16 protein-coding genes and 1 pseudogene are annotated in these 21,269 nt (G+C 55.9%); 5 read left to right on the forward strand and 12 right to left on the reverse strand.

From position 1 onward, the window contains the following. Window positions 1–869 (reverse strand): annotated as a pseudogene (locus tag Q0711_RS10935) (hypothetical protein); the annotation flags it as partial. Window positions 870–1,027: 158 nt separating this feature from the next. Next, window positions 1,028–1,885 carry an Rpn family recombination-promoting nuclease/putative transposase gene (locus Q0711_RS10940; protein WP_299042555.1) on the reverse strand — a complete coding sequence of 286 codons (858 nt, stop codon included), beginning with the start codon at window positions 1,883–1,885 and terminating at the stop codon, window positions 1,028–1,030. Window positions 1,886–2,007: 122 nt separating this feature from the next. Between Q0711_RS10940 and Q0711_RS10945 the strand changes: the two genes are divergently transcribed. After that, on the forward strand, window positions 2,008–2,328 hold the full coding sequence (locus Q0711_RS10945; RefSeq protein WP_298611322.1) for an MgPME-cyclase complex family protein: 321 nt from the start codon (window positions 2,008–2,010) through the stop codon (window positions 2,326–2,328). Here the strand turns inward: Q0711_RS10945 and Q0711_RS10950 are convergent. Beyond that, window positions 2,325–5,816, reverse strand: coding sequence for an AAA-like domain-containing protein (locus Q0711_RS10950; protein ID WP_299042557.1), 3,492 nt, complete (start codon window positions 5,814–5,816; stop codon window positions 2,325–2,327). The two genes, Q0711_RS10945 and Q0711_RS10950, sit on opposite strands and share 4 nt — an antisense overlap. 10 nt (window positions 5,817–5,826) lie before the next feature. Further along, window positions 5,827–6,603, reverse strand: coding sequence for a helix-turn-helix domain-containing protein (locus Q0711_RS10955; protein WP_298611328.1), 777 nt, complete (start codon window positions 6,601–6,603; stop codon window positions 5,827–5,829). Between the two features lie 139 nt (window positions 6,604–6,742). Between Q0711_RS10955 and purC the strand changes: the two genes are divergently transcribed. Next, window positions 6,743–7,474 carry a phosphoribosylaminoimidazolesuccinocarboxamide synthase gene (gene purC / locus Q0711_RS10960; RefSeq protein ID WP_298611331.1) on the forward strand — a complete coding sequence of 244 codons (732 nt, stop codon included), beginning with the start codon at window positions 6,743–6,745 and terminating at the stop codon, window positions 7,472–7,474. Window positions 7,475–7,487: 13 nt separating this feature from the next. Further along, a complete protein-coding gene (locus tag Q0711_RS10965; RefSeq protein ID WP_298611334.1) occupies window positions 7,488–8,471 on the forward strand; it encodes a glucokinase in 984 nt (327 codons plus the stop codon). A 5-nt stretch (window positions 8,472–8,476) separates the two neighbouring features. Here Q0711_RS10965 and Q0711_RS10970 read toward each other — a convergent pair whose 3' ends face one another. Beyond that, the gene (locus tag Q0711_RS10970) at window positions 8,477–9,409 is read right to left on the reverse strand and encodes a DUF1517 domain-containing protein (RefSeq protein ID WP_298611337.1); all 933 of its coding nucleotides are present in this window, start codon (window positions 9,407–9,409) and stop codon (window positions 8,477–8,479) included. A gap of 218 nt (window positions 9,410–9,627) precedes the next feature. Here Q0711_RS10970 and Q0711_RS10975 point away from each other — a divergent pair, with 218 nt between their 5' ends. Both Q0711_RS10975 and Q0711_RS10980 read left to right on the forward strand, forming a co-directional pair. After that, window positions 9,628–10,095 (forward strand): DUF4079 domain-containing protein, encoded by a 468-nt coding sequence (locus Q0711_RS10975; RefSeq protein ID WP_298611340.1) that lies wholly within the window; start codon window positions 9,628–9,630, stop codon window positions 10,093–10,095. A gap of 266 nt (window positions 10,096–10,361) precedes the next feature. Next, window positions 10,362–11,432: an ABC transporter ATP-binding protein gene (locus Q0711_RS10980; RefSeq protein ID WP_298611343.1), complete on the forward strand. Its 1,071-nt coding sequence runs from the start codon at window positions 10,362–10,364 to the stop codon at window positions 11,430–11,432. On the opposite strand, the gene Q0711_RS10985 is transcribed toward Q0711_RS10980, so the two are convergent. The 7 genes from Q0711_RS10985 to Q0711_RS11015 form a co-directional block, all read right to left on the reverse strand. Beyond that, a complete protein-coding gene (locus Q0711_RS10985; RefSeq protein WP_298611346.1) occupies window positions 11,429–13,663 on the reverse strand; it encodes a transglycosylase domain-containing protein in 2,235 nt (744 codons plus the stop codon). The two genes, Q0711_RS10980 and Q0711_RS10985, sit on opposite strands and share 4 nt — an antisense overlap. 54 nt (window positions 13,664–13,717) lie before the next feature. Further along, window positions 13,718–14,080, reverse strand: a complete 363-nt coding sequence (locus Q0711_RS10990) for a single-stranded DNA-binding protein (RefSeq protein ID WP_298611349.1) — start codon at window positions 14,078–14,080, stop codon at window positions 13,718–13,720. Window positions 14,081–14,472: 392 nt separating this feature from the next. Next, the gene (locus tag Q0711_RS10995) at window positions 14,473–15,474 is read right to left on the reverse strand and encodes an ABC transporter permease (RefSeq protein WP_298611352.1); all 1,002 of its coding nucleotides are present in this window, start codon (window positions 15,472–15,474) and stop codon (window positions 14,473–14,475) included. Window positions 15,475–15,477: 3 nt separating this feature from the next. Further along, on the reverse strand, window positions 15,478–15,771 hold the full coding sequence (locus Q0711_RS11000) for a DUF2103 domain-containing protein (protein ID WP_298611355.1): 294 nt from the start codon (window positions 15,769–15,771) through the stop codon (window positions 15,478–15,480). Between the two features lie 2 nt (window positions 15,772–15,773). Further along, entirely contained in the window at window positions 15,774–17,309 is a 1,536-nt protein-coding gene (locus Q0711_RS11005) for a hypothetical protein (RefSeq protein ID WP_299042560.1), read from the reverse strand. Window positions 17,310–17,321: 12 nt separating this feature from the next. Beyond that, window positions 17,322–18,458, reverse strand: a complete 1,137-nt coding sequence (locus Q0711_RS11010) for a 5-(carboxyamino)imidazole ribonucleotide synthase (RefSeq protein WP_298611361.1) — start codon at window positions 18,456–18,458, stop codon at window positions 17,322–17,324. 34 nt (window positions 18,459–18,492) lie between these two features. Further along, window positions 18,493–21,234 carry a bifunctional acetate--CoA ligase family protein/GNAT family N-acetyltransferase gene (locus Q0711_RS11015; protein WP_298611364.1) on the reverse strand — a complete coding sequence of 914 codons (2,742 nt, stop codon included), beginning with the start codon at window positions 21,232–21,234 and terminating at the stop codon, window positions 18,493–18,495. Window positions 21,235–21,269: the final 35 nt, after the last annotated feature.

The raw sequence follows: 21,269 nt of genomic DNA on the forward strand, positions 1-21,269 counted from the left end.
AAGTCTGGCCCCGGAAAGATTTCAAGGTCATTGCGGAACCAAGCCCCCCACTTGTTCCCCCGCTCTAGGGAGCGCTCCTGAATAAACTCCACCGTTGCCAACGTTTCCCCACCATTGCGGGGGCGATAGACAAAAGCATCAATTTGAAAGTTCTTCCACAGCTTGGCACTGCTGGTGGCATCCTGATACCACCCCTCTTCAACACCGCTTCCCCCACCGCTGCCACTGATGGTGCACTGGTTGCTGGCCTCAAAGGCCATCTGGGGCAGATTGCGCGTCAACAGCGCCGCTGCCTTGGAGCTGTCTGGGTCATTTAATCCCACCGAGCCAGAGCTTTCCTTCGGCGATTGGAGCAAGATGGAGTAGGCAACAATGCTGCCATCCTGCAGGCGAAATGCCCAAGCATTGTCGGGCTGATTGTCGCGGTTGAGGTCAAGGCGCGTTTCATCCGTCAGGGTGTAGAGCGTGTTGTCCTTGAGCAACTCATCTAGCTTAGCTTCCCCCGGCACACCACTGGGCAGCCGCGTATCTTTGGTAAAGAGATACTCCAGCTTTGCCCTTGCCCGATCCACCGCTGGCGCTGTGGCATTGAGCACCTGCAACTGCTCTCGCTGCGCTCCCACCTCTTGCGTGCGGTTTAATGTGCGCAACAGCAACGCCCCCACCGTGAGGGAAATAATCACAAGAACAATGACGGCGGTGGGCAGCACAAACCCCGCGCGGCCAAATCGCAGGCGTCGCTGCCGCAGCACAGGGCTGAGCCGTCGCCGCAACCAGAGTCGCAACTGGTAAAACAGATGCCGTACGGTGCGCAGGAGTTTACGGTACTGACGTTTTGAGAGGCCAAAGCGGCGGTCATTCTCTTTCATAGGCATACTTAATCACTGGGAGGGAGGGGTAACCGACTATTGCCATGGGTTAGGGAGCTGGAGATAGGCTCCATAGCTTAGTATGGTTTTTCTCTATAAAAAAATTTCATGCTCCCGACAACTTTGGGAATTATTTTATGGTGTACATGGTGTGCGGGTTAAGTGGAGCGATTTAGCCAAGAAACCACTTCTCCTAGGTCAGGGAAGTCAAGACGGGCTTCAGCCAACGCTTCAATGCGTTCAGGAGAGAGTTGACGGATGCACTCTTCAAGCTCATTGGGCAGACTGCCAAACCGCCGCCTCAAAAGACGTAGGATAACCGCTGCTTCTCCTTGCTGCAATCCTTGTTGCAATCCTTCCTGTCGCCCTTCTGCATAGACCTCCTGATAAAACCGCGTCCGCTTCAGTTCCTCCGTCGTCAGCCCCAGCATGTGCAGCACCTCCTCCCGTTTCAGCTCAGTAAACCGATACAGCATTATCCGCGTGATTAACTCTATTATCACCTCCCGCTTCTGAACAGTCTTGTCCTGCGCACTCTGCACCAGAAATCTCGCTGCTTTTGGCATCTCTGCTCTGGAGAGCGTCATCAGCTTCATCAGCCCTAGACTCAGCGGCAGCTCCTCTGGGGAGGGCAGCTCACTCAGATACACCCGCCGTAGGCGATCGCTTTGGATGAGAGGAACATAGGGGGTAATCTCTTTTTGCTCCGTCTGTGGGTCAGGGTAAATCACCACCGCCTGCCAGTCAGAAAACGTATCGCGCTTTAGGCGTAGATACAGAAAAATCTCAGCAAAGAAGCGCTCATAGAAGGTGTTGTCCCGCTGAAACTGGACTTCACAGAAATACACCACCCCTGCGGGGTCAGGGGGGACAAAGACACCATCAATGCGAAAGGTGGTTTCCTTGAGTTCAATCGAGTCAAAGCGGTAGCCCTCAGCCCCCTCCACGCCCAGCAGGTCAAAGAAGGTTTGGGGCAACTGGGCAAAGAGTTGATAAAAGAGGGAATCACGACGCATGGGCTAGACGGAGCGATCGCTCCAACCAGAAACCTCAGAAGTAGAGAGTTATGTGAGGTAGGGGTTCCCCCATGCTAAGCTGAGGACTGGACAGAATATACTGTGGTTTTGCATAGATCCCTATGGCGACGTACTATTACATTCTCGCAAGCAAAAAGTTTTTGACCGAGGAAGAACCCCTTGAGGAAGTGTTTCGCGAGCGACAACGTTACTATCGGGAGCAGGGTAAAGAGATTGATTTTTGGCTGGTGCCCGAGCCCGCCTTTCTAGAGCAGCCCCAGTTTGCTGAACAAAAAGCCCGCTGTCCTCAGCCGGCCGCTGCCATTATCTCCACCAACCGGCAATTTATCCAGTGGCTGAAACTGCGCTTGGAGTACGTGCTCATGGGGCAATTCACCAGCGAGGAAGTGCCTAACCCCCTGGCTTCCCTTGCCAGTGTTTAGGGACAAAGGGGGGGCACAGCAGGATTTTGTTGACGGTAATCCTTAAGCCAGTCGCAGGCGCTGGTCAATAACTGCCCCAAGCTATCTAGGGGACTGATTAAAACTTCATCGTCCTCGGTACCGATCGCCACATAGAGCCTGTCTTGACCACTGACATCAACGCTGTAGGGAATTGCGGAAATGCGATCTAGGAGGGCCACCAGCTGGCCCCTTTGCGTCCAAACCCGCACACTGCGATCGGGGGAGGCAGTGGCAATCATTTCACCGTCTGGGCTAAGACTAAGACTGACAATACTGCGCTGGTGAGCACGAAATACCCGGGGAGGCTTGGGGGGACGTTTGCCCTGCATAGACCACAGATAGACGGAGCCACTTTCCCCGGCCGCCGCCAAGAGTTGGCCATTGGCACTAAACTTAAGACTGGCCAACCATCCCGCGTCGGGATGCAGGCGATAGGCAAGGCGATCGCCCTCAAAATCCCAGACGTCAATCGCGCCCGCAGACCCCGTACTGGCCAGCAGCGGGAGGTGCGGATGAAAGGTGAGGCTCCAAATTTCCCCTTCGGTTTTGCGCTCTTGGATTTTCCCCGCGTGCTGCAGGTCAACCAAATAGAGGGTGCCCTTTTGATCACCCGCTGCCAAATAGCGCTGTTGAGGATCTATGGCAACGGTGTAGAGGGAAACCGCCCTGGGGAGTTGCCATGTTTGTTGCGACTGATCCTTGGGGTTCCAGAGCACGAGTTTACCCCCCTTGGTGGCGATCGCCACCCGTTGACCATCCGCGCTAAAGAGCACTTGGTTAATCCCTTTTGGATCAAGGACGGGGGTGGCTGCTAGGAGGGTGCCATCCCGTCGCCAATGCTTGACGCGACCATCTTTGCCCCCCGTCACCACTGTGGCGGCCTGGGGATCTAAAGCCACCGTCCAAATACTTTCTTGATTGGCAACCCACTCCGCCGTGCGGCCATGATCAAGGAACCAGAGGGTCATTTGTCCCCCGCGATCGCTGCTGAGAAGAACCGCCCCGGTGGGATTAAAACTTACCGTATTGATCAGGCGTTCATGACCGCGCAACTCGGCAATCAGTTCACCCGTTGGCTGCCAGAGGCGCAGTGTGTTATCAGTGCTCAGGGTCAATAGCCGATACCCCACAGGAGAGGTGCCGACAAAATAGACGGGGGCTGAGCTAACGCGCCACTGATTGATTTGTTGTCCCTTGGGATGCCAAAGGCGGAGGGTGCCATCTTTGCCCACCGTAGCCAGTTGACCATTGCGCAGAGACGTCAAACTGGTTTGGGGAACCGGCAGATCTCCTTGGACTTGCCAAGCTTGCAGCAGTTCACCTTGGGGCGACCAAACCCGAATCCAGCCCTCTTCATCGGCGGTGGCCAGGCGATCGCCGCTGATGGCATAACTCAAGCTATTGACCCTCTGGCTCAGGGTGGGAATCGTTGTCAGCAGTTCCCCCGCAATGCTCCAACGCAGCATATCCCCTGTGGTGGTGGTGGCGGTCAACTCCTCCCCTGTGGGACTAAAGCGAAAGTTGTTGATGGGCAGAGCAGGCAAACGCCGCTCAAAAACCAGTTTTTGCGGCTCAACGCGCCACAGGGAAATTTCCCCCTTCTCATTGAGCAGCCCTAGGCGATCGCCCGCGAGGCTCAGCCGCGCCAACTTCACCGCGCCAATGTTCAGGGACTGGGTACCCAGCCGCTTCCCCGTCGGCTGCCAAAATTCCACAACCCCCCTTTCACTGATGCTCAACACCTGGCGATCGCCGCTGAGAAAGGCTCCCACGAGGGGCTTGTGCTGGCTGTGCCATTGGTTGCGCGCCCGAATGCGATCCAGAAAAACATTGAGCACAAAGAGGGGACGGGTCGTGGGGTAGTCCCTGAGGGGGCGATCGCCCACCAAGCGCTGCAGCTCCCGTCCCGCCTCAATGGCCGCCACTAGGGCGGGCAACTCTTGGCTTTGAAACTGCTCTAGAAGATCATTACTGGTCTGCTCAAGGGCTAAACTGGCCTGAGTGGCCTGTAAATCCGCATGGGTCTTGGCCAAAATTGCTGCCACCCCCAAGGACACCAGCGAAACCACCCCCAGAGCCATCAGGGCGCGCCGCGTCAGACGACTGGCCTTATGACGCGCTGCCTCCAAAATGCGGTTGGCGGCACTGATTGCTGCTTTCTCTTGGCGCTCGAGAAGGAGAGTGTCTTCAATGGCCTTTTGATTGGCCTCCTGACTGGCAGAAAGGTACTGGTAATCCAAGTCACTGAGACTTTTGCCACTGGCCCAGAGCAGGGCTTCCTCCAAGGCTTGTCCCCGCAGCAACCGAGAGCTATCCCTGCCGCCGGAGCGCAACCATGCTTGGAATTCCTCACTATAGGGGCGCAAGCGGGCCAACTGTTGCTCTACCCACTGCGCATCAAAGACTTGGGCATAGATGGGGTTAAACACCTGCAATTGACCTTGGCGCTGGCACACCAATCCTGTCAAGGCAAGGGCACGCTGCTCATGACTGCCGTCGAGGGGGATACCTCCCGTTTCCAAGATGCGTTGGTAAAGTCCCAAGAGACGACCGCTGCGCTGTTCATCCGCCAGTAGGCGATTGCGAATGGTCTTTAGGTGTTCTGGTTCATCTTGCCGCTCCCAATCCTGAAGGATATGGTCTTGGACAAACCGGGCTAATTCCTCGCCGAGGGTGGATGCCGGCATAAATGACCCGCGGTGTTGCAGGAGGCGACAGAGTTTTTGGGTCAAGAAGGGTTGGCCGCCGGTCCAGTGGAGGATCTCCGCTAGGAGTTGTTCGGGGCGATCGCTCAGGTGGGCAATGCCCTTGAGGAGCGGTGTGGCTTCCCTCAGGGTAAACCCCTGTAAATCAATGGCACAGCCAATGTTAAAGGGGGTGCGCTGCTTATCCTGAATCAGTTGATCCGGCGTGGCCACCCCAAAGAGGGCAAAGGTTAGGCGCCGATATTCGGGATAATCGGCGCGTTGGTTGTAACAAGCGCGGATCCAAGCAAAGAAATCATCGGTGGAAAAGGGCAGACTCAACAGACTATCAATTTCATCAATAAAAATCACGAGAGGCTCACGGGTGTGGGCAAACAACACCGTTTCCACAAAGTCACTGAGGCGTTGAATGGGCGACACCAGCTGGCGATCGCGCCACCAAGAGCGCAGTGACACCACCTCGGTTAACTGAAATCCCTGAATAAGCGCGCCGACAAAGCTGGCATACCACTGCTCCGGTTGAATATTCTGGCTCCCGATCTTAGTGATGTCGAGGGCGGCACAGCGGTACCCCATGGTCATCAACTGGTGGGTCACCTGTACCCGCAGGCTAGATTTGCCCATTTGCCGCGAATTGAGGATATAGCAAAACTCCCCAGCGGTGAGGGCAGCCAACAGATCGGCATCTGCTTGGCGTCGCACATACACTGCTGAGGTGGTGGGTAAACTTCCCCCCACTTGATAGGTGATTGCTGCCGCCATGGAGGGTGACCTAGTTGGCAACAGTGTGCTCAGGTGCTGTTGATGTGGTTGGGGTCTGCGTTGTGGCCTGACTCACCAAAAATTCTTTTTCTGTCACTTCTCCCAGTTGCCCCATGGGTTGGAACGGCCCATTATTGACACTCACCTTGACAGCCCCCGCATTGCCAGTACGCACAATCAGGCGTTCTTTGGCTTGCCAGCGGCGCTCTGTTCCCGACTGCAGAATCCCGGCATAGACGACGCGACCATCGGCCTCCACCTCCAGCCATGCCGCCTCGGAGAGGGACAACTTGACCTCGACGGTTTCAGCAGGAGTGGCACGAGGGGTCGGGGTTGCCGCCGCCGTGGGGGTAGGTGCAGGGGTTAAATCGGTAATGCTTTGGGTTTGAGGACGAAAAAGATAGGCCAATCCCGCCACCGCCGTTGCCACCAGGGCAAAGTAGATGAGGTACAGGTGAAGCGGCCGCAACTGCCAACCCATACCGCCCCTAGAGACACTGGCTTGAGGGGACTGCTCCGCCGGTTCAACCAGCGTCGGAAAAGCGGCAGCTACACTTTTGCCATCCAGACCAAGGGCATCGGCAAAACGGCGAATAAATCCTTGGGTATAAACGGGTTCGGGTAAGTCCTCTAGGCTAGCATTCTCAATAGCTGCCAAGATTGACTGACGCACAAAGGTTTTGGCGGCCAATTCCTCGAGGCTCAGACCCAGTTCTAGTCGCCTGTCGCGGAGGAAAGCACCAATTTCTGCCAGTTTTTCTGCCTGTTGATTACTGAGGTGAGGCATCGCTCTCTATCTCCTGCCGTCAGTCTCTGTCAATTTGCCCCAGAGGGGTTTAGCTATTGCGATTATCCTACAGTAAGCTCCGTAGATGGGGGGACGGCCTTTGCTAGGCTAGATCTGGCTTTTAGACGCACCGTTTTTTATGACTCAACTCTCTCCCTTGTACGAAGGCAAGGCAAAAATTATTTATGCCACAGCAGATCCAGAAATCCTGCTGGCGGAGTTCAAGGATGAGGCCACCGCCTTTAATGCCCAGAAGCGCGGCGCAATCCAAAACAAGGGAGTGATGAACTGCGCGATCGCCAGCCATTTGTTTCGGTATTTGGCCGCCCAGGGCATCCCCAACCATTTTATTGCCCAAGTGGCGCCCAATCAGATGCACATTCGCCGCGTAGAGATCATTCCCCTTGAGGTGGTGGTGCGCAATCGGGCAGCGGGCAGCCTGTGTCGCCAGACGGGCTTGCCCTTGGGATTAGAACTCAATCCTCCCCTCGTGGAGTTTTACCTCAAAAATGATGCTTTGGGGGATCCGCTGCTTACGGGCGATCGCTTGCGCCTATTGCAGATTGCCACGGATGAGGAAGTGGCGCAGATAACGCAAATGGCCTTGGCCGTAAATACTCACCTCAGTCGCTTTTTTGCTGAGTGTGGCATTACCCTGGTGGACTTTAAGCTGGAGTTTGGCCGCAGTCAAAGGGGGGAGATTCTTTTAGCCGATGAAATTAGTCCCGACAGTTGCCGCCTTTGGAATCAGGAGGAAACCGATCCTGAAAAGCGCATCCTCGACAAAGATCGGTTTCGCCAGGATTTGGGCGCCATTGAAGAGGCCTACGCCCTTGTCATGCAGCGGGTCTTAGCCCATAGCATTCCATAGCCAGAGGTGGGCCATGACCGTTGTTCTCGGCGCCGATGTGGGGGGCACAAAAACCCTTGTCGAGTTATGGGAGGTGGTGGGCAGTGAGTGGCAGCTCCTCCACAGGGCTAAATACACCAGCCGCGATTTTCCTGACTTAACCACTCTGTTGCAAACGTTCCTCAAGACGAGTCCTGCCCATCCGCAGCGAGCCTGTCTGGGGATTCCGGGTCCGGTGATTGACCAAGTGGCTCAAGTGACGAATTTGGGCTGGCGGGTCAGTGGTGCTGAATTAGGAACGGCACTGCAGATTCCGAGGGTGACGCTGCTCAATGATTTTGCCGCCGTGGCCTATGGGGCATTGGTATTGCCGCCGACGGATTTTGTTGTGCTGCAGGAGCGGCCTCGGCGTCCCCAAGCGCCCATTGCCCTCTTGGGAGCCGGTACTGGCTTGGGGGAGGCATTGCTGATTTGGCAGGGCGATCGCTACCAAGTGATGCCCCTAGAGGGCGGCCACACCGACTTTCCAGCGCGCAATGAACAGGAAATTGGTCTATTGCGCTATCTGTGGCAAACCTACGAGCGAGTCTCCGTGGAGCGGGTGGTCTCTGGGGCGGGGCTGGTGGCCATTTACGAATACCTCAAGGGGGTCAACTTTGCTCCTGAATCAGCCGCAGTTGCCGCAGCAATGGCAGAGGCAGAAGATCGCGCTGCTGTAGTTGGCGAATACGGCCTTGCCGGGGATCCCCTGTGTGCAGAGGCCCTGCGAATGTTTGTGGAGGCCTATGGGGCAGAGGCTGGCAACCTTGCCCTCAAAAGTTTGCCCTTGGCAGGGGTGTTGATTGCCGGGGGAATTGCCCCCAAAATTCTACCGAAAATGACCGATGGCACGTTTCTGCGGGGGTTTGTGAATAAAGGACGGTTTCGCCCCCTGATGGAGCAGTTGTACGTGGCTGTGATTACGAATCCTGAGGTGGGATTGCGGGGCGCCGTACATTTGGCAGCTCAGGGGGTCTAGGGAGTCTAGAGGTGCTTCAGTTGGGGATAGGCCATCAGTAATTCATCGGCAGTGAGGGTATCCCCGATTGCCTGGGGTTGCCAGAGCAGTTCAACCGCCAGTAGGCGATCGCTGCCAATGCTTCCCAACTGTTGCAGGGCCTGCCGCAGCTCTAGGTCATTGTTGACTGTGGGCAGTTTCAAGCGTCCGGTGGCAGCCACCACCAAAGTCACGACAATGTATTCACCCACATCATTGCTCAGCCCAGGGGCGATCGCCCTCTGCTGGATCTCACGACGGTAGTTAGACAGGGTTTCAGCACTGAGTTTGCTCCGCTCTGCCAGCGCCAGTTGGTTAAAGGCAGTTTCCGCTTGTAGCAGTTTTGTTTCTTGGCTACTGGCGTGGGCATAGACCCAGTATTGGGGATGGCGCAGGAGGGCAAGGGTTGCCTCTTGCAGCACCTTGGTCAGGCCTTCGGGACTTTGGGTATCGGCGGTGAGGGCTAGTTGATTTAGCTCCTCTTGAAGTTCACGGGCTTGAGCCAGCAGTCCCACCTGCAGGGTATGTAGCGAGACCGTGGGGTTATCTACGTCGATCTCAAAGTCATCGCCGCTGGTGCGGAAGTTGCGGAAAGCAGAGATCAAAGTATTGGCAAGGACACCGATCACAAGGATTGTGAAGAGGCCGCCAAAGCCACCGCCAAAACCAAAGAAGGGAATCAGAAAGGGAAAGCCAAAACCTCCGCCATAGACCGGAACGGGCTGGGCATAGCCGTAATCACTGCGGGGGACACGGTAGGAACGGCTGGGCACCGGACGACTAAAGGAACCACCCCCAACACGTCCACCACTGCGAGCTGCCCAGGCGGCACCACTGTCAAGCACCAGATGGGCAATCAAGACCGCCACTGCCACTATTGCCGTAACGGATTTGAGACGTTGCCAAAAAGTTTTCATCATAAATTGTGTTCCCAAGGATTGACCTACAGCAAGGAGATGTTCTGCTCTCAGTCTAACGCTTTGCCTGCTGAAGGTCAGAGGGGGAATGCCGATCAACCTCTCCTGCCTCTTACACCGGTCAACACGGCTGCAGGCTCGGCAGCATCCCTATTTTAGAGAGTGGCTGTATTAGGATATGAGAAGCAAACTTTTGCCTGCCGAGTTCTGTTCAAAACACAATGATTGCAATTCCTGAGCCTCTTAAGCCAGTAATTACCTTTGCCCACCCCGTGCTGATGTGGGTGCTGTTTGCCCTCACGCTTTATGCGATGTATTTGGGAATTCAAACGCGGCGCCTGCGCTCCCTCAGCGGTGAGGAAAAGAAAGCACTAATTCAATCCAAGGTCAATCTCAAACACCACCAAGTTGGCGCTGTCTTACTCGCCTTGATGGTTACAGGCACGATTGGCGGCATGGCGGTCACCTACATCAACAATGGCAAACTCTTTGTGGGGCCGCACTTAATTGTCGGACTCACAATGACGGCACTGATTGCGATTTCTGCAAGCTTAACCCCCTTTATGCAAAAGGGAAGTGAAGTGGCCCGCGCCTTGCACATGACCTTGAATCTGTTTCTGGTCATCCTCTTTGGCTGGCAGGCGGTGACGGGTCTGCAAATTGTGCAGCGAATTCTCAATGCCAGCTAGCTGGGGCGGCAACCTAGAAAGTCGTTGTAGCAATTGCAAAATCTCTGCAACAAGCGAGAGCTTTTGTGCCAGAATAGGGGGAGCACTGCCCCCAGTCCTTCTCAGGGGGACGGAATGGGCTTAACACTGCAAAAGCAAGTGTGGTGTGGCGTTTTCATGCCTTCACCTACCCCCTACTTCAGACAGGAGTTTTACTGCAAATCATTCCTGATGCAGTGGGTGCTTCCTCGCTTGCTTGATTGCAAAGACTGACGTTCTGGGCGATTATGACCACACTTTCCTTGATGCCAAGGCTTCAAACAGCCGTCCGCGTTGAGCACTTATACAAGTCCTTTGGCCGCTTTACGGCGATTCGCGATGTTAGCCTCTGGGTTCATGAGGGGGAAATTCTGGGGCTGTTGGGACCTTCCGGTTGCGGCAAGACAACGCTACTGCGCTTAATTGCGGGTCTGGACAGGCCAGATGCCGGCGAAATTAGGGTGGGCGATCGCTGTGTGGCAGCGGCAAATGTCTTTGTGCCCCCTGAGCAACGGTCCTTGGGCATGGTCTTTCAGGACTTTGCCCTCTTTCCCCATTTGACGGTGGCCGAGAACATTGCCTTTGGTTTGCAACAACAACGCCTCAGCAAAAGGCAAATTCAGGAGCGAGTGGCGGCGGTTTTGGCTTTAGTGCATCTGGAGGGGATGGAAAAACGTTACCCCCACGAGCTGTCGGGTGGGCAGCAGCAACGAGTGGCCTTGGCACGGGCGATCGCCCCTCAACCGGCGGTGATTCTTCTCGATGAACCCCTCAGCAATCTCGATGCCCAAGGGCGCCTGCACCTGCGGGAAGAATTGCGCACGATTCTCAAGGGCACAGGAACAACGGCAATTTTTGTTACCCACGATCAGGAGGAAGCCCTGAGTCTGTCGGATCGCCTGGCGGTCATGCGCCAAGGCAAGATTGAGCAAGTGGGTTCCCCTGAAGAGATCTATTGCCGGCCGGCTTCACGGTTTGTGGCCAGTTTCATTACCCAAGCTAATTTTTTGCCCGCCTCTGTGGAAGGGTCTCAGGTGCACACGGAGGTGGGGACATTTCCCCTTTTAGAAGCGCTGCCTAGGGGAGAAGGGGAAGTGATGATTCGGGAAGAAGATCTCCAGTTGCAGCCCGATCTAGAGGCCACCAGTTGCCTTGTGGTTCGCGATCGCCAGTTTCTTGGTCGCGAGTATCGCTACTGCATTCAACTGCCCTGTGGCAAAGAACTCCATGCCCGCCAGCCCCTTGCTGTGGATATTCCCATTGGTACTGCGGTAAAAGTTGCAGCGGCAGCAGTGCGCTTTTTCCCAAAAGAAAACTAATCTAAGGCGCGCCCCATATACTCACCCCAAAGGGCGGCAGCCAGACCACTACTGCCTTGGGTCGGACTATTGTCATCATTGCCCAGCCAAATGCCCGTGAGAAGATCGGCGCTGGGGACGTAGCCAATAAACCAAAGATCACGACCATCATTGGTGGTGCCGGTTTTACCGGCGACTGCACGACTAATGGCAGCAGCACGACCCGTTCCCCGGCTCACCACAGCAGTGAGGAGATGGGTCATTTCATTGGCGATCGCGGGGTCGAGAACCCGTTGAGGTAATGCATCCCTTGCGGCATAGATAAGGCGACAGGTCTGCCAGTCATCTGCATTTTTACAATCACCGCCATCGCGCACCGCCAGAATGGTATGGGGGGGAATGCGCTGTCCCCCATTGGCGAGCACAGCAAAGGCACCACTGATTTCCAAGAGAGTGACCTCACTTTGGCCGAGAACAAGGCCGGGCACCGCTTGCAGCGGACTCACAATTCCCATCGCCCTTGCCAATTGAATGATGGCTTCTAAGCCAACGGTTTGGGCGAGGCGTAAGGCAATGGGGTTTTCAGAAAGGGCTAGACCCGTGGCCAAATCCATTGCACCACCTCCGCCACGGCAGCCTTCAAACTGTTGCCCTTCCCAGAACACTGGGGCGCAGGAAAAGGTTTCACCGGCCGTGTGGCCTTTTAAGAGGGCCTGGGTATAAACGAACACCTTGAAGGTAGAACCCGGCTGGCGCAGGGCAAGGGTAGCGCGGTTAAATTGGCTTTTTTGGTAGTCCACCCCCCCCACAAGGGCCAGAATCAAACCACTGCTGGGCTGAAGAGTAATTAATGCCCCTTGACTGACGCCATAGCTGCTGGCAGTGGTGGTTACGAAATTGCGCAGACTCGATTCGGCAAGGGTTTGCCAGCGGGGGTCTAGACCTGTCTCCACAATCAGGTTGCCCTCCTGGGCAAGGGTTTCACCGAGGAGTTGGGCAAGTTCCTGATAGACATGATCCGTATAGTAAGGAAAGCGCTGAGAGGTGAGCAATTCCCGCGCCTTGGGACTAATTTCAATGCGGGAGCGGCGGGCGCGATCGCCCTCTTCTTTGCTGATGTAGCCCTGTTGCACCATGCGCAAAATGACCCGATTGCGATACTCCACCGCCGCATCGTAGTCGCGCACAGGATTAAAACGGTTGGGCGCAGGCAGAATCCCCACCAGTGTGGCGGCTTCGTTGAGGGTTAGGTCTTTGGCGGGTTTATCAAAGTAGAATTGAGCCGCATCCTCAAAGCCGCGATTTCCCATGCCCAAATAGACACGGTTGAGGTAGGCCAAAAGCAGCTCCTCCTTGCTGTAGAAAAATTCCAGCTTGAGGGCAACTGCCATTTCCCGCCACTTGCGGCCGAGGCTTTCATCCATCCCCACATGGGAACGAAAGAGTGTGCGTGCCAATTGTTGCGATAGGGTACTTGCCCCTTCCCGTGTTTGGCGGGTGAATAGGTTGGTGAGGGCGGCTCGCACCATGCCCAAGGGATCGACGCCGAAGTGCCAGTAGTAACGAGCATCCTCAGAGGCCAAAACCCCATGCACCAGGTAAGGGGAAAAGTCATTGAGACGCTGCAGTTCGCGGTGGGGGCGATCGTCCACTGGATTGATCAGTTCCCCTTGGCGATCGAGGAGAATAATTGGCCCTTGCTCCATTGGAGGCAGGGGACGTACCGCCACTTTGTTGGCTTCCACAGTCAGCAAGCCTATCCCTAGGACACTGATGCCGATCACCCCCCAAATGCTGTAGATGAGACCGTGAACCAAAGGGGGGGGTGAATTGTGGAAGCGGAGGGTAACGGCGCCTTTGACCTCTGGGGGGCCAAGGGTAATGACATCGCCGTGGTGAAGCTCAGCGGTTTGGAAACGCTGCCGTTGGCGATAGATGCCATTGGTGGAATCTAAGTCTTGGATCTGAAAGACCCCTGTGGGGGTGAGCCGTTTTAGGCGGGCATGGGTGCCACTGACAATCTCTGCGTCAATAATAATATCGGCACGACTCTGACTACGGCCAATAATGTAGCGATCGCCCACCAGGGGAAAGACTTGGCGTTGACCTTTGAACTCTACCCAGAGTTCGGGGGTGCGGGCATTTTCCCGCAGGGAGACCTGTTGCCAATCAAATCGAGACTGTACCGTTTGCACCGCTTGGGTGACGGTCTGAGTCATGGACTGCCAAAAATCTCGGGCAGGATTGGGCATGGCAGCAGCTATAGGGATAACGTTATTGAAGGCACTCGTACCCTGATTGTATCCCTACATTTCTGGCACATAGCCCGCTGGAACGGCACCGGGATCCGTCTCCCGCTTTGAACTGAGAATATCCATGCGCTCAACCAAAATCACCGGCGAGGAGCGCTCGGCTCCCGTGGTGCGGTCTTGCCAGCGATCGAACTTCAGACTGCCCTTGATGCCCAACAGGGTTCCTTTGCGCACATAATCAGCAGCCACCTGAGCTGTTTTGCCCCAAATTTCTAAGTTAAACCAATCGGGTTGATCCTCCTTGCTCAGGCGATTCACTGCCAACGTTAGCCGGCACTTCACACTTCCCGACTCAAAATAGCGCACCTCCGGATCGGTGCCGACACGGCCCACTAGATGAACCACGTTCAAGCCCATGGCTGACTGCCTCAGATTGTTTTTCTATCCATTATCCCAGAATTCGGCTTTGTGAAGAGCTTTGTAAAGATCGACGTTTCATTCGAGGTTTCTCCTGCCTGGCCGGTTTAATCCAAAAAAGGAAGCTGCTGCTATACCGAGCCGGCATAGCAATAACAGTTGTAGCAGTTGTCCCCCAGCCTAACAACCCAGCAAATCCAGTAACGGGCACTGTAGAAATTACAATTATAACTGGAATAGTCAAGCTTTCTAGTTTTACCTCCGGCTTGCCTGCCGAGGGGAACTTGTATCCCTATGGCACCTAGCTTTTGCAAAAGTATTCGTGTACGAAGGCCCTAGGCCACCCAAAAAGTTAGGATTCACCTCTAGGTTTATGTAAACTTTTATTTCCATCAATGCCGAATGCGGGGATCAGCCCACTTCAGGAGCAAATCTGCCAGGAGGTTGCCGACAATCAACATCACTGCCCCCATCATCAGACTCGCCATCACCACGTAAATATCTTGGGCAGTAACTGCCTGTAAAATCAGCCGCCCCAGACCCGGCCAGTTAAAGAAAAACTCGGCAATAAAGGCGCCGCTGAGGAGGCTGGCAAATTCAAAGCCCAAGAGCGTAATCAAGGGGTTTACGGCATTGCGCAGGGCATGGACATAGATCACCCGTGATTCGGGGAGTCCCTTAGCGCGTGCCGTTTGAATGTAGTTTTGTCGCAGGACATCCAGTAAATTGCCGCGCATCAGCCGTTGTAACCCCGCAAAACTGGTGAGGGTGAGGGCAACCGTCGGCAAAATCAAATGCCAGCCAATGTCGAGTACCTTGCCCCACCACGGTAAGTCGTCGTAAAAGAGGCTGGTCATGCCACCGACGGGAAACAAGGGGGTACTCTGAGCTAAAAACAACAGCAGTAAGGCGGTAATAAAACTGGGAAACCCTTGGCCAATGTAGCTGATGACCCGCAGCAGGCGATCGCTCCAGCGATCTTGGGTCACCGCTGCCCAAATTCCCAGGGGAATGGCGAATCCCCATGTCAGGAGAATAGAGCTAAAAGAGAGCAGTAGGGTAGCGGGTACCCGCTCCCACAATAGCGATGCCACCGATCGCTGATAGACAAAACTGGTGCCGAAGTTGCCATGGCGAATGATCTGCCACAGCCAGCGAAAGTATTGCTCTACGGGGGACTTATCAAGACCAAATTGTCGCTCCAATTCCTGCAAGCGTTCCAGGGAAATCTGTGGATCCGCCTTAAGATTGTCCAGATAGTTCCCTGGCGCTAACTGCATGATGGCAAAACTCAATGCAGAGGCCAAAAGCAATGTGATGAGGGCTTCCCCTAAGCGTCGCAAAATTAAACGGCTGGTGTCATTCCCTAGGCATTGGCCAATGGATTTGAGCATGGCTTACTTAGAGGCCAGCACGGCATCAATGGCTGCTTTCAACTCGGCTTCACTGAGCCGGGTGACCACAAAGACTTCCTGCACGGTTTTGCCGCGCCGCGCAATCAGCTTAAACCCCCCCTTGATGGGCACCGAGACCCGCAGGTGGAGATGGGGGGATTTACCCTTGACAGGGGCAATGACACCGGGGGTCAGTGTCGTAATCCCCGCCACCTTGGCCAACTTTTCTAGAACGGGAATGAGACCTTCAATATGGGTAGAGTGATTGAGAACAACCCGACCAGTTGCTACTGCCATTGTTAAGGTAACCACCGTGCTTGCAAGCCGGGTGCCAAAGGCTCTGGCATCCCCACGACAACTTTGTCTGGATCTGATTTTAGGGGAAAAAGCCAAATTTGATGCTGTTGAGGGGGCAGTTGATGGACTGGCGGCGGTGACGCTTGGGGGTTACCGGGCAGCTCTGCCAAAGCATTGGGGTTGGGGTTAAGCGGTGCAGTGTCGCTGTACAAATCACTATTATTCACTTCCTCCGGCATTGTGCGCCCCTCCACAGAGTCCACAGCCAGCATACGACCATCGGGCGACAAGCTGAGGTACAGTTCCTGTTGCGGGTCAAAATCCTTGAGCTTGAACAGGGCCTTGGTTTTCAAATCCAAAAGGGCAAGGTAGGGGATTTCGCGGCTGTTGCCTTCCCCTTCAAGGTGGGTGAGGAGGAGATAGAGAAATTCCCCCTTGGGGTCAAATTGACCGGCAATGATGGAGCCATGGATGGTCAGCAGCTCCCGGTGTTCCCCAAAGAGATCCACCACATAGAGCGATCGCGAGAAATTGGGGTTAAACTTCACCACTGCCACTTGGCGTCCATCGCGGCTAAAGTCCAGCACCATGCCGTACTGGGGCAAAAAGTCAAAGTCACTCTTGCTATTGCCAGGGTCTAGGGGGACAATCGCCAGCCCCTGCCCTTGGGCAATAATTAAATGTTGGTTGTCGGGCGCAATGCGAAAATCGCCAGCGGCCGCTTGATTGAGCCGACGGGGCTGAAAATGTTCATCGAGGAGCCAGAGGGAACTGTCTGCCGGCTGCAGACGATTTACCCGCTGCACAACAATTTTGCTGCCATCATTGGCCAACTGGAAGCGCAAATTCTGGTACTCGCTGTTGTCGAGGATCAGGGAAATTTCACCTGCAGGTCGCGGTTGGCGGCGGGGGGCATCGGGGGCGTTAAAGGATAGCCCAGTGGTGACGGTGTACAGTTGGGGGTCAAAGCCCATTTGCTCGCCCCGTTCGCCCGCACTAAAGAGAATGCGATCGCCCGCCGGATAGGGCTGAAAGTCAAAGACTCGCAGATTGGGGGGCGTCAGAAAAGTTTTTTGCTGCAACGTCAGGTTGTAGAGGATTAATCGCCCCTCTTCCACCCCCGAACCAAGATACACCAGCACGCGATCGCGACTGCGAAACTGCCCCTGAAAGGGTTTCATGGGTTTGCCCTGGGGCACCGAAACCGCGCCTTCTAGGGAGACTTTGAAGGTTTGACCATAGGGAATTGGCTGCTTCAGGGTATAGGCAAAGCGGCGCCCCGACCAACTGGCCTTGCCCTCAAGGGGTGGCTCAATCTTGAGATGTTCCACTACGGACGACCAATCCATCAGCCGGTTAAAGGAGAGGATAAAGGCGCGATCCTCGGCCCCCACATCGCGGTTTTGCCAGCTGAAATCGCGCACCTGGGCTTGGGTGCGATCCCCTGCCCCCAACAGCAAAAGGGTCAAGACAACCGCCGTAAAGAATACGCCTAAGGCAGCCCGGTCGAGGGGCTGCGGAAAGGGGTGAGGAGACATCAGCAGAAATGTTTACACAGCAACAGGAGCACCATACCAGAGGGCTTCAATGTGCTGGATCATGGGTAGCGCTGCCTGCGGTTCTGGCAACAGGACAGTGACATGACCCAGTTTGCGACCCGCGTAGGCTTGACATTTACCATACCAGTGCAGGTGCGCCTGGGGGAGAGCAGCCAAAGCCTCGCGTTTTGCTCCATAGTCCACCTGCGGTGCCGCTAGGCCCAACAAATTCACCATCACCGCCGCCGGTACCTGCATAGCGGGACTGCCCAAGGGTTGGCCACTAATGGCACGCAAGTGCTGCTGAAACTGACTGGTGACACAGGCATCAATGGTGTAGTGGCCAGAATTGTGGACACGGGGAGCAATTTCATTCACCAGTACCTCACCGCTGGCGGTCAGGAAACATTCGATGCCAAAAACGCCCACGGCCTCAAGGGCAGTCAGAATTTGGCGAGCCATGGCCTCAATTTGTTCCCTCACTGGGGGGTCAACGAAGGCAGGGGCAATCACGTGCCGACAGATGGCATCCACCTGCCGGGTTTCCACAACTGGGTAAAGGGCAATTTCCCCTTGGGGCGATCGCGCTGCCATGATTGCCAATTCCTTAACGTAGGGGACAAAGGCCTCCACCAAAAACCCTTGAGGCGGCCTCTCCGGCCAGCGCTGGTGAAACTGCTGCCACGCCTGCTCATCGGGGAGGATAAATGTGCCTTGGCCGTCATAGCCGTGGCGACAGGCCTTAACCACACAGGGAAACGTCGGGGGGCGATCGCCAAGATAGGCAAAGGGCGGTACAGGAAGCCCCAGCTTCTGCAAAAAGTGGCGCTGCTGGTACTTGTCCAACAGGGGGGCGAGGGAGGCAAGACGGGGAGAAAAGCAAACCCCCTGCTGTTCAAGGGACTGCAGTTCCTCTAGATCCACAAACTCATTTTCAAAAGTTATTACATCCACCTGCGCTGCCAGTTGTGCAGTTGTTGCCCCATCGGCGATCGCCCCATAGCAGACGCCGTCCGCAACCGCCACGGCCGGATCGGTGGCCGCCGGTGTTTGTACCCAAAGGCTCAGCCCCATTTCCTTGGCCGCCAGTCCCAGCATCCAAGCCAACTGACCGCCGCCGATCACCCCAATCTTGGTTACCTTGTTCACGCTGCCTGCATTAGACTCAACGGAACCTATTGTCCTATATCAATGCTCCTTGGGTTTCCTCAAGGGCAAGCTGCACTAACCAAAGACTGGGATCATCGCCGGCAGTAAACTCAAAGTTCAATTTACGGCAAATGCGAACCATGCCCTCGTTGTCTTTAAGCACGTAGGCGTGGAGGGCACTGAGACCTTCGTCGCGGCCAATTTGGATTAAACGGCGCAGTAATTCGGTGCCAAGGCCTTGGCGCTGCCAGCGATCGCTAATTAGCATGGAGAACTCGGCGGTATTGCTAAAGTGATCCTTACTGAGGCGAGCGGCGCCAATAATTTCCGGCTGACCGTCCCTTTGACGCTCCACCACCAGCGCCATTTCGCGGTCGTAGTCCACAAAACAGATGCGCACCAAGCGCTCGTGGGCAATCCGCTGGGAGAGTTTCATGAGGTGAAAATAGCGCAGATAGACACTCTGCTCTGAGAGGGTAGCGTGGTACTGGCGCATTAGGGGTTCATCCTCTGGCCGAATTGGGCGAATCAGCACCGGCGTGCCGTCGCGCAACTGCCATGGACTCACGTATTGGGTGGGATAGGGGCGAATGGCCGGCTTGACAAACGTACTTTCGTCCCTGTGGAGCACTAGGCGGGCATCCAAGGCCATCAGGCGGTTGGGGGGTGCCACCAAAAGGGGGTTGATGTCAATTTCCTTAATCCACGGCTGCTCCACCACCAGCAAGCTGAAGCGCACCAGTAAATCCTCAAGGAGGCTGAGATTCAGAGGCGGCCAGCCGCGGACGCCCCTAAAGGCGCGGGAGATTTTGGTTTGCTGAATGAGGCGGCGCGCCAAGGTGGTGTTTAGGGGAGGGAGGGCGATCGCCGTGTCTTCCAGGACTTCCACCAACTGGCCCCCTGTGCCAAAAAGAATCACCGGCCCAAATTGCGGGTCTGTGGAACTGCCCAAAATTAGCTCAAACCCCCGCCAAAGGATCATGGGCTGCACTGTGACGCCGGCAAAGTGACCTGCTCCCGCGGCCATCGTCACATTTTTTTCAATCTGTCGGTAGGCGGCAATCACCGCAGCGGCATCGGGGAGATTCAGCGCCACACCGCCCACATCGCTTTTGTGGGTAATGGTGGGCGAGTAGAGCTTTAGCACCACAGGATATCCCAGGCGATCGGCGGCAGCCACTGCCTCTGTTTCACTGCGGGCAATACAGGTTTCCACCACCGGCAGGCCGTAGGCGGCCAGCACTGCCTTGGCTTCCCACTCGGTCAACAGGCTGCGCCCCTCACCGCGCACTTGGGCAAAAAGCTGACTCACCGAATCCCGATCTGGGGGGGTGGTGGTGAGGGGAAGGGAGGGGGTTTCATAGAGGGCCTGCAAGTGGTCGCTATAGCGCCACATGTAGCTAAAGATGCGGGCGGCGGTATCGGCATAGGCATAGGTGGGAATGCCCGCCTGATTGAGGATTGCTTCTCCTCCCTTGACACCGGTGCCCCCCATCCAACTGGCCAGAATAGGCTTGGCGCCACTGGGGCGGCTTTTAGCGTAGGTGGCAAGATCTTGGGCGATCGCCAGTGGATCGGTCATGGCCTGGGGAGTGAGCACCACCAGCAGACCATCGCTATTGGCATCGGTTTCACAGTGTTGTAGTGCCTTGAGGTAGCGATCGGCCGTGGCATCCCCCAAAATATCCACGGGGTTGCCGTGGCTCCAGGCGGCGGGGAGCACCTGATCTAGAGCCTGGAGGGTCGCCGGCGAGAGGGCACTCAGTTTGCCGCCGGCGCGAATCAGGGCATCGGTGGCCAAAACGCCGGGGCCACCGGCATTGGTGAGAATTGTCAGATGGGGGCCTTTGGGGCGCGATTGCTTGTCCAACACCTCGGCCATGTCAAATAAATCTTCAATCGTTTCCACCCGCAGCACACCACAGCGTTCCAGTGCCGCATCCACCACTGCATCGGATCCCATCAATGCCCCCGTATGGGAAGCGGCGGCCTGAGCGGCAGCGGCAGTTCGTCCCGCTTTGATGACGATAATGGGCTTGACGTAGGCCACTTCCCGCGCCGCTGAGAGGAAAGATCGCGCATCCCCCAGAGATTCCATGTAAATGACAATGCAGCGGGTTTGGGGGTCATCGCCAAGGTAGTAAATGAGATCTCCCCAGCCCACATCCAGCATGGTGCCAATGGATACAAAGGCACTAAAGCCGACATTCTCCTGCAGGCTCCAATCCAAAATGGAAGTACAGAGGGCACCACTCTGGCTCAGAAAACCCACATGGCCCGATCGCGCCATTGTGGCGGCAAAGGTGGCATTTAAGCCCGTGGGTGGACACATGACCCCCAGACAATTGGGGCCAATAATGCGCATCCGCGCCTGGCGGGCAATCCTCAAAATCTCCTGCTCCAGCGCCAGACCCGCTGCCCCCACTTCCCGAAACCCGGCCGAGACAATAATTGCCCCCTTGACCCCCGCTGCTGCACAGTCGGCGATGACTTGGGGAACCGTGGCCGCTGGGGTTGCAATCACGGCGAGATCAACCGCTTCGGGGACAGCCGTCACACTGCCATAGGCCTTAATGCCCAACACAGAACTGCGGCGGGGGTTAACCGGGAAAACCGTTCCGCCAAAGGGGGTTTGAATTAAATTCCACAGCAGGGTACGCCCCACACTCCCTTCTTTTTCGGTGGCACCAATGACGGCAACACTTTTGGGGGCAAAAAGAGGCCGCAGGGGCTGATGGCCGGCGCGCCAGATGTCGTAGGCCGTGGTTCGAGTCATCCTGTTGCCCTCATTACAGTGACGTTGACAAGACG

The organism is uncultured Thermosynechococcus sp. (genome assembly GCF_937958135.1).
In the GTDB taxonomy this organism is placed as follows: Bacteria; Cyanobacteriota; Cyanobacteriia; order Thermosynechococcales; family Thermosynechococcaceae; genus Thermosynechococcus.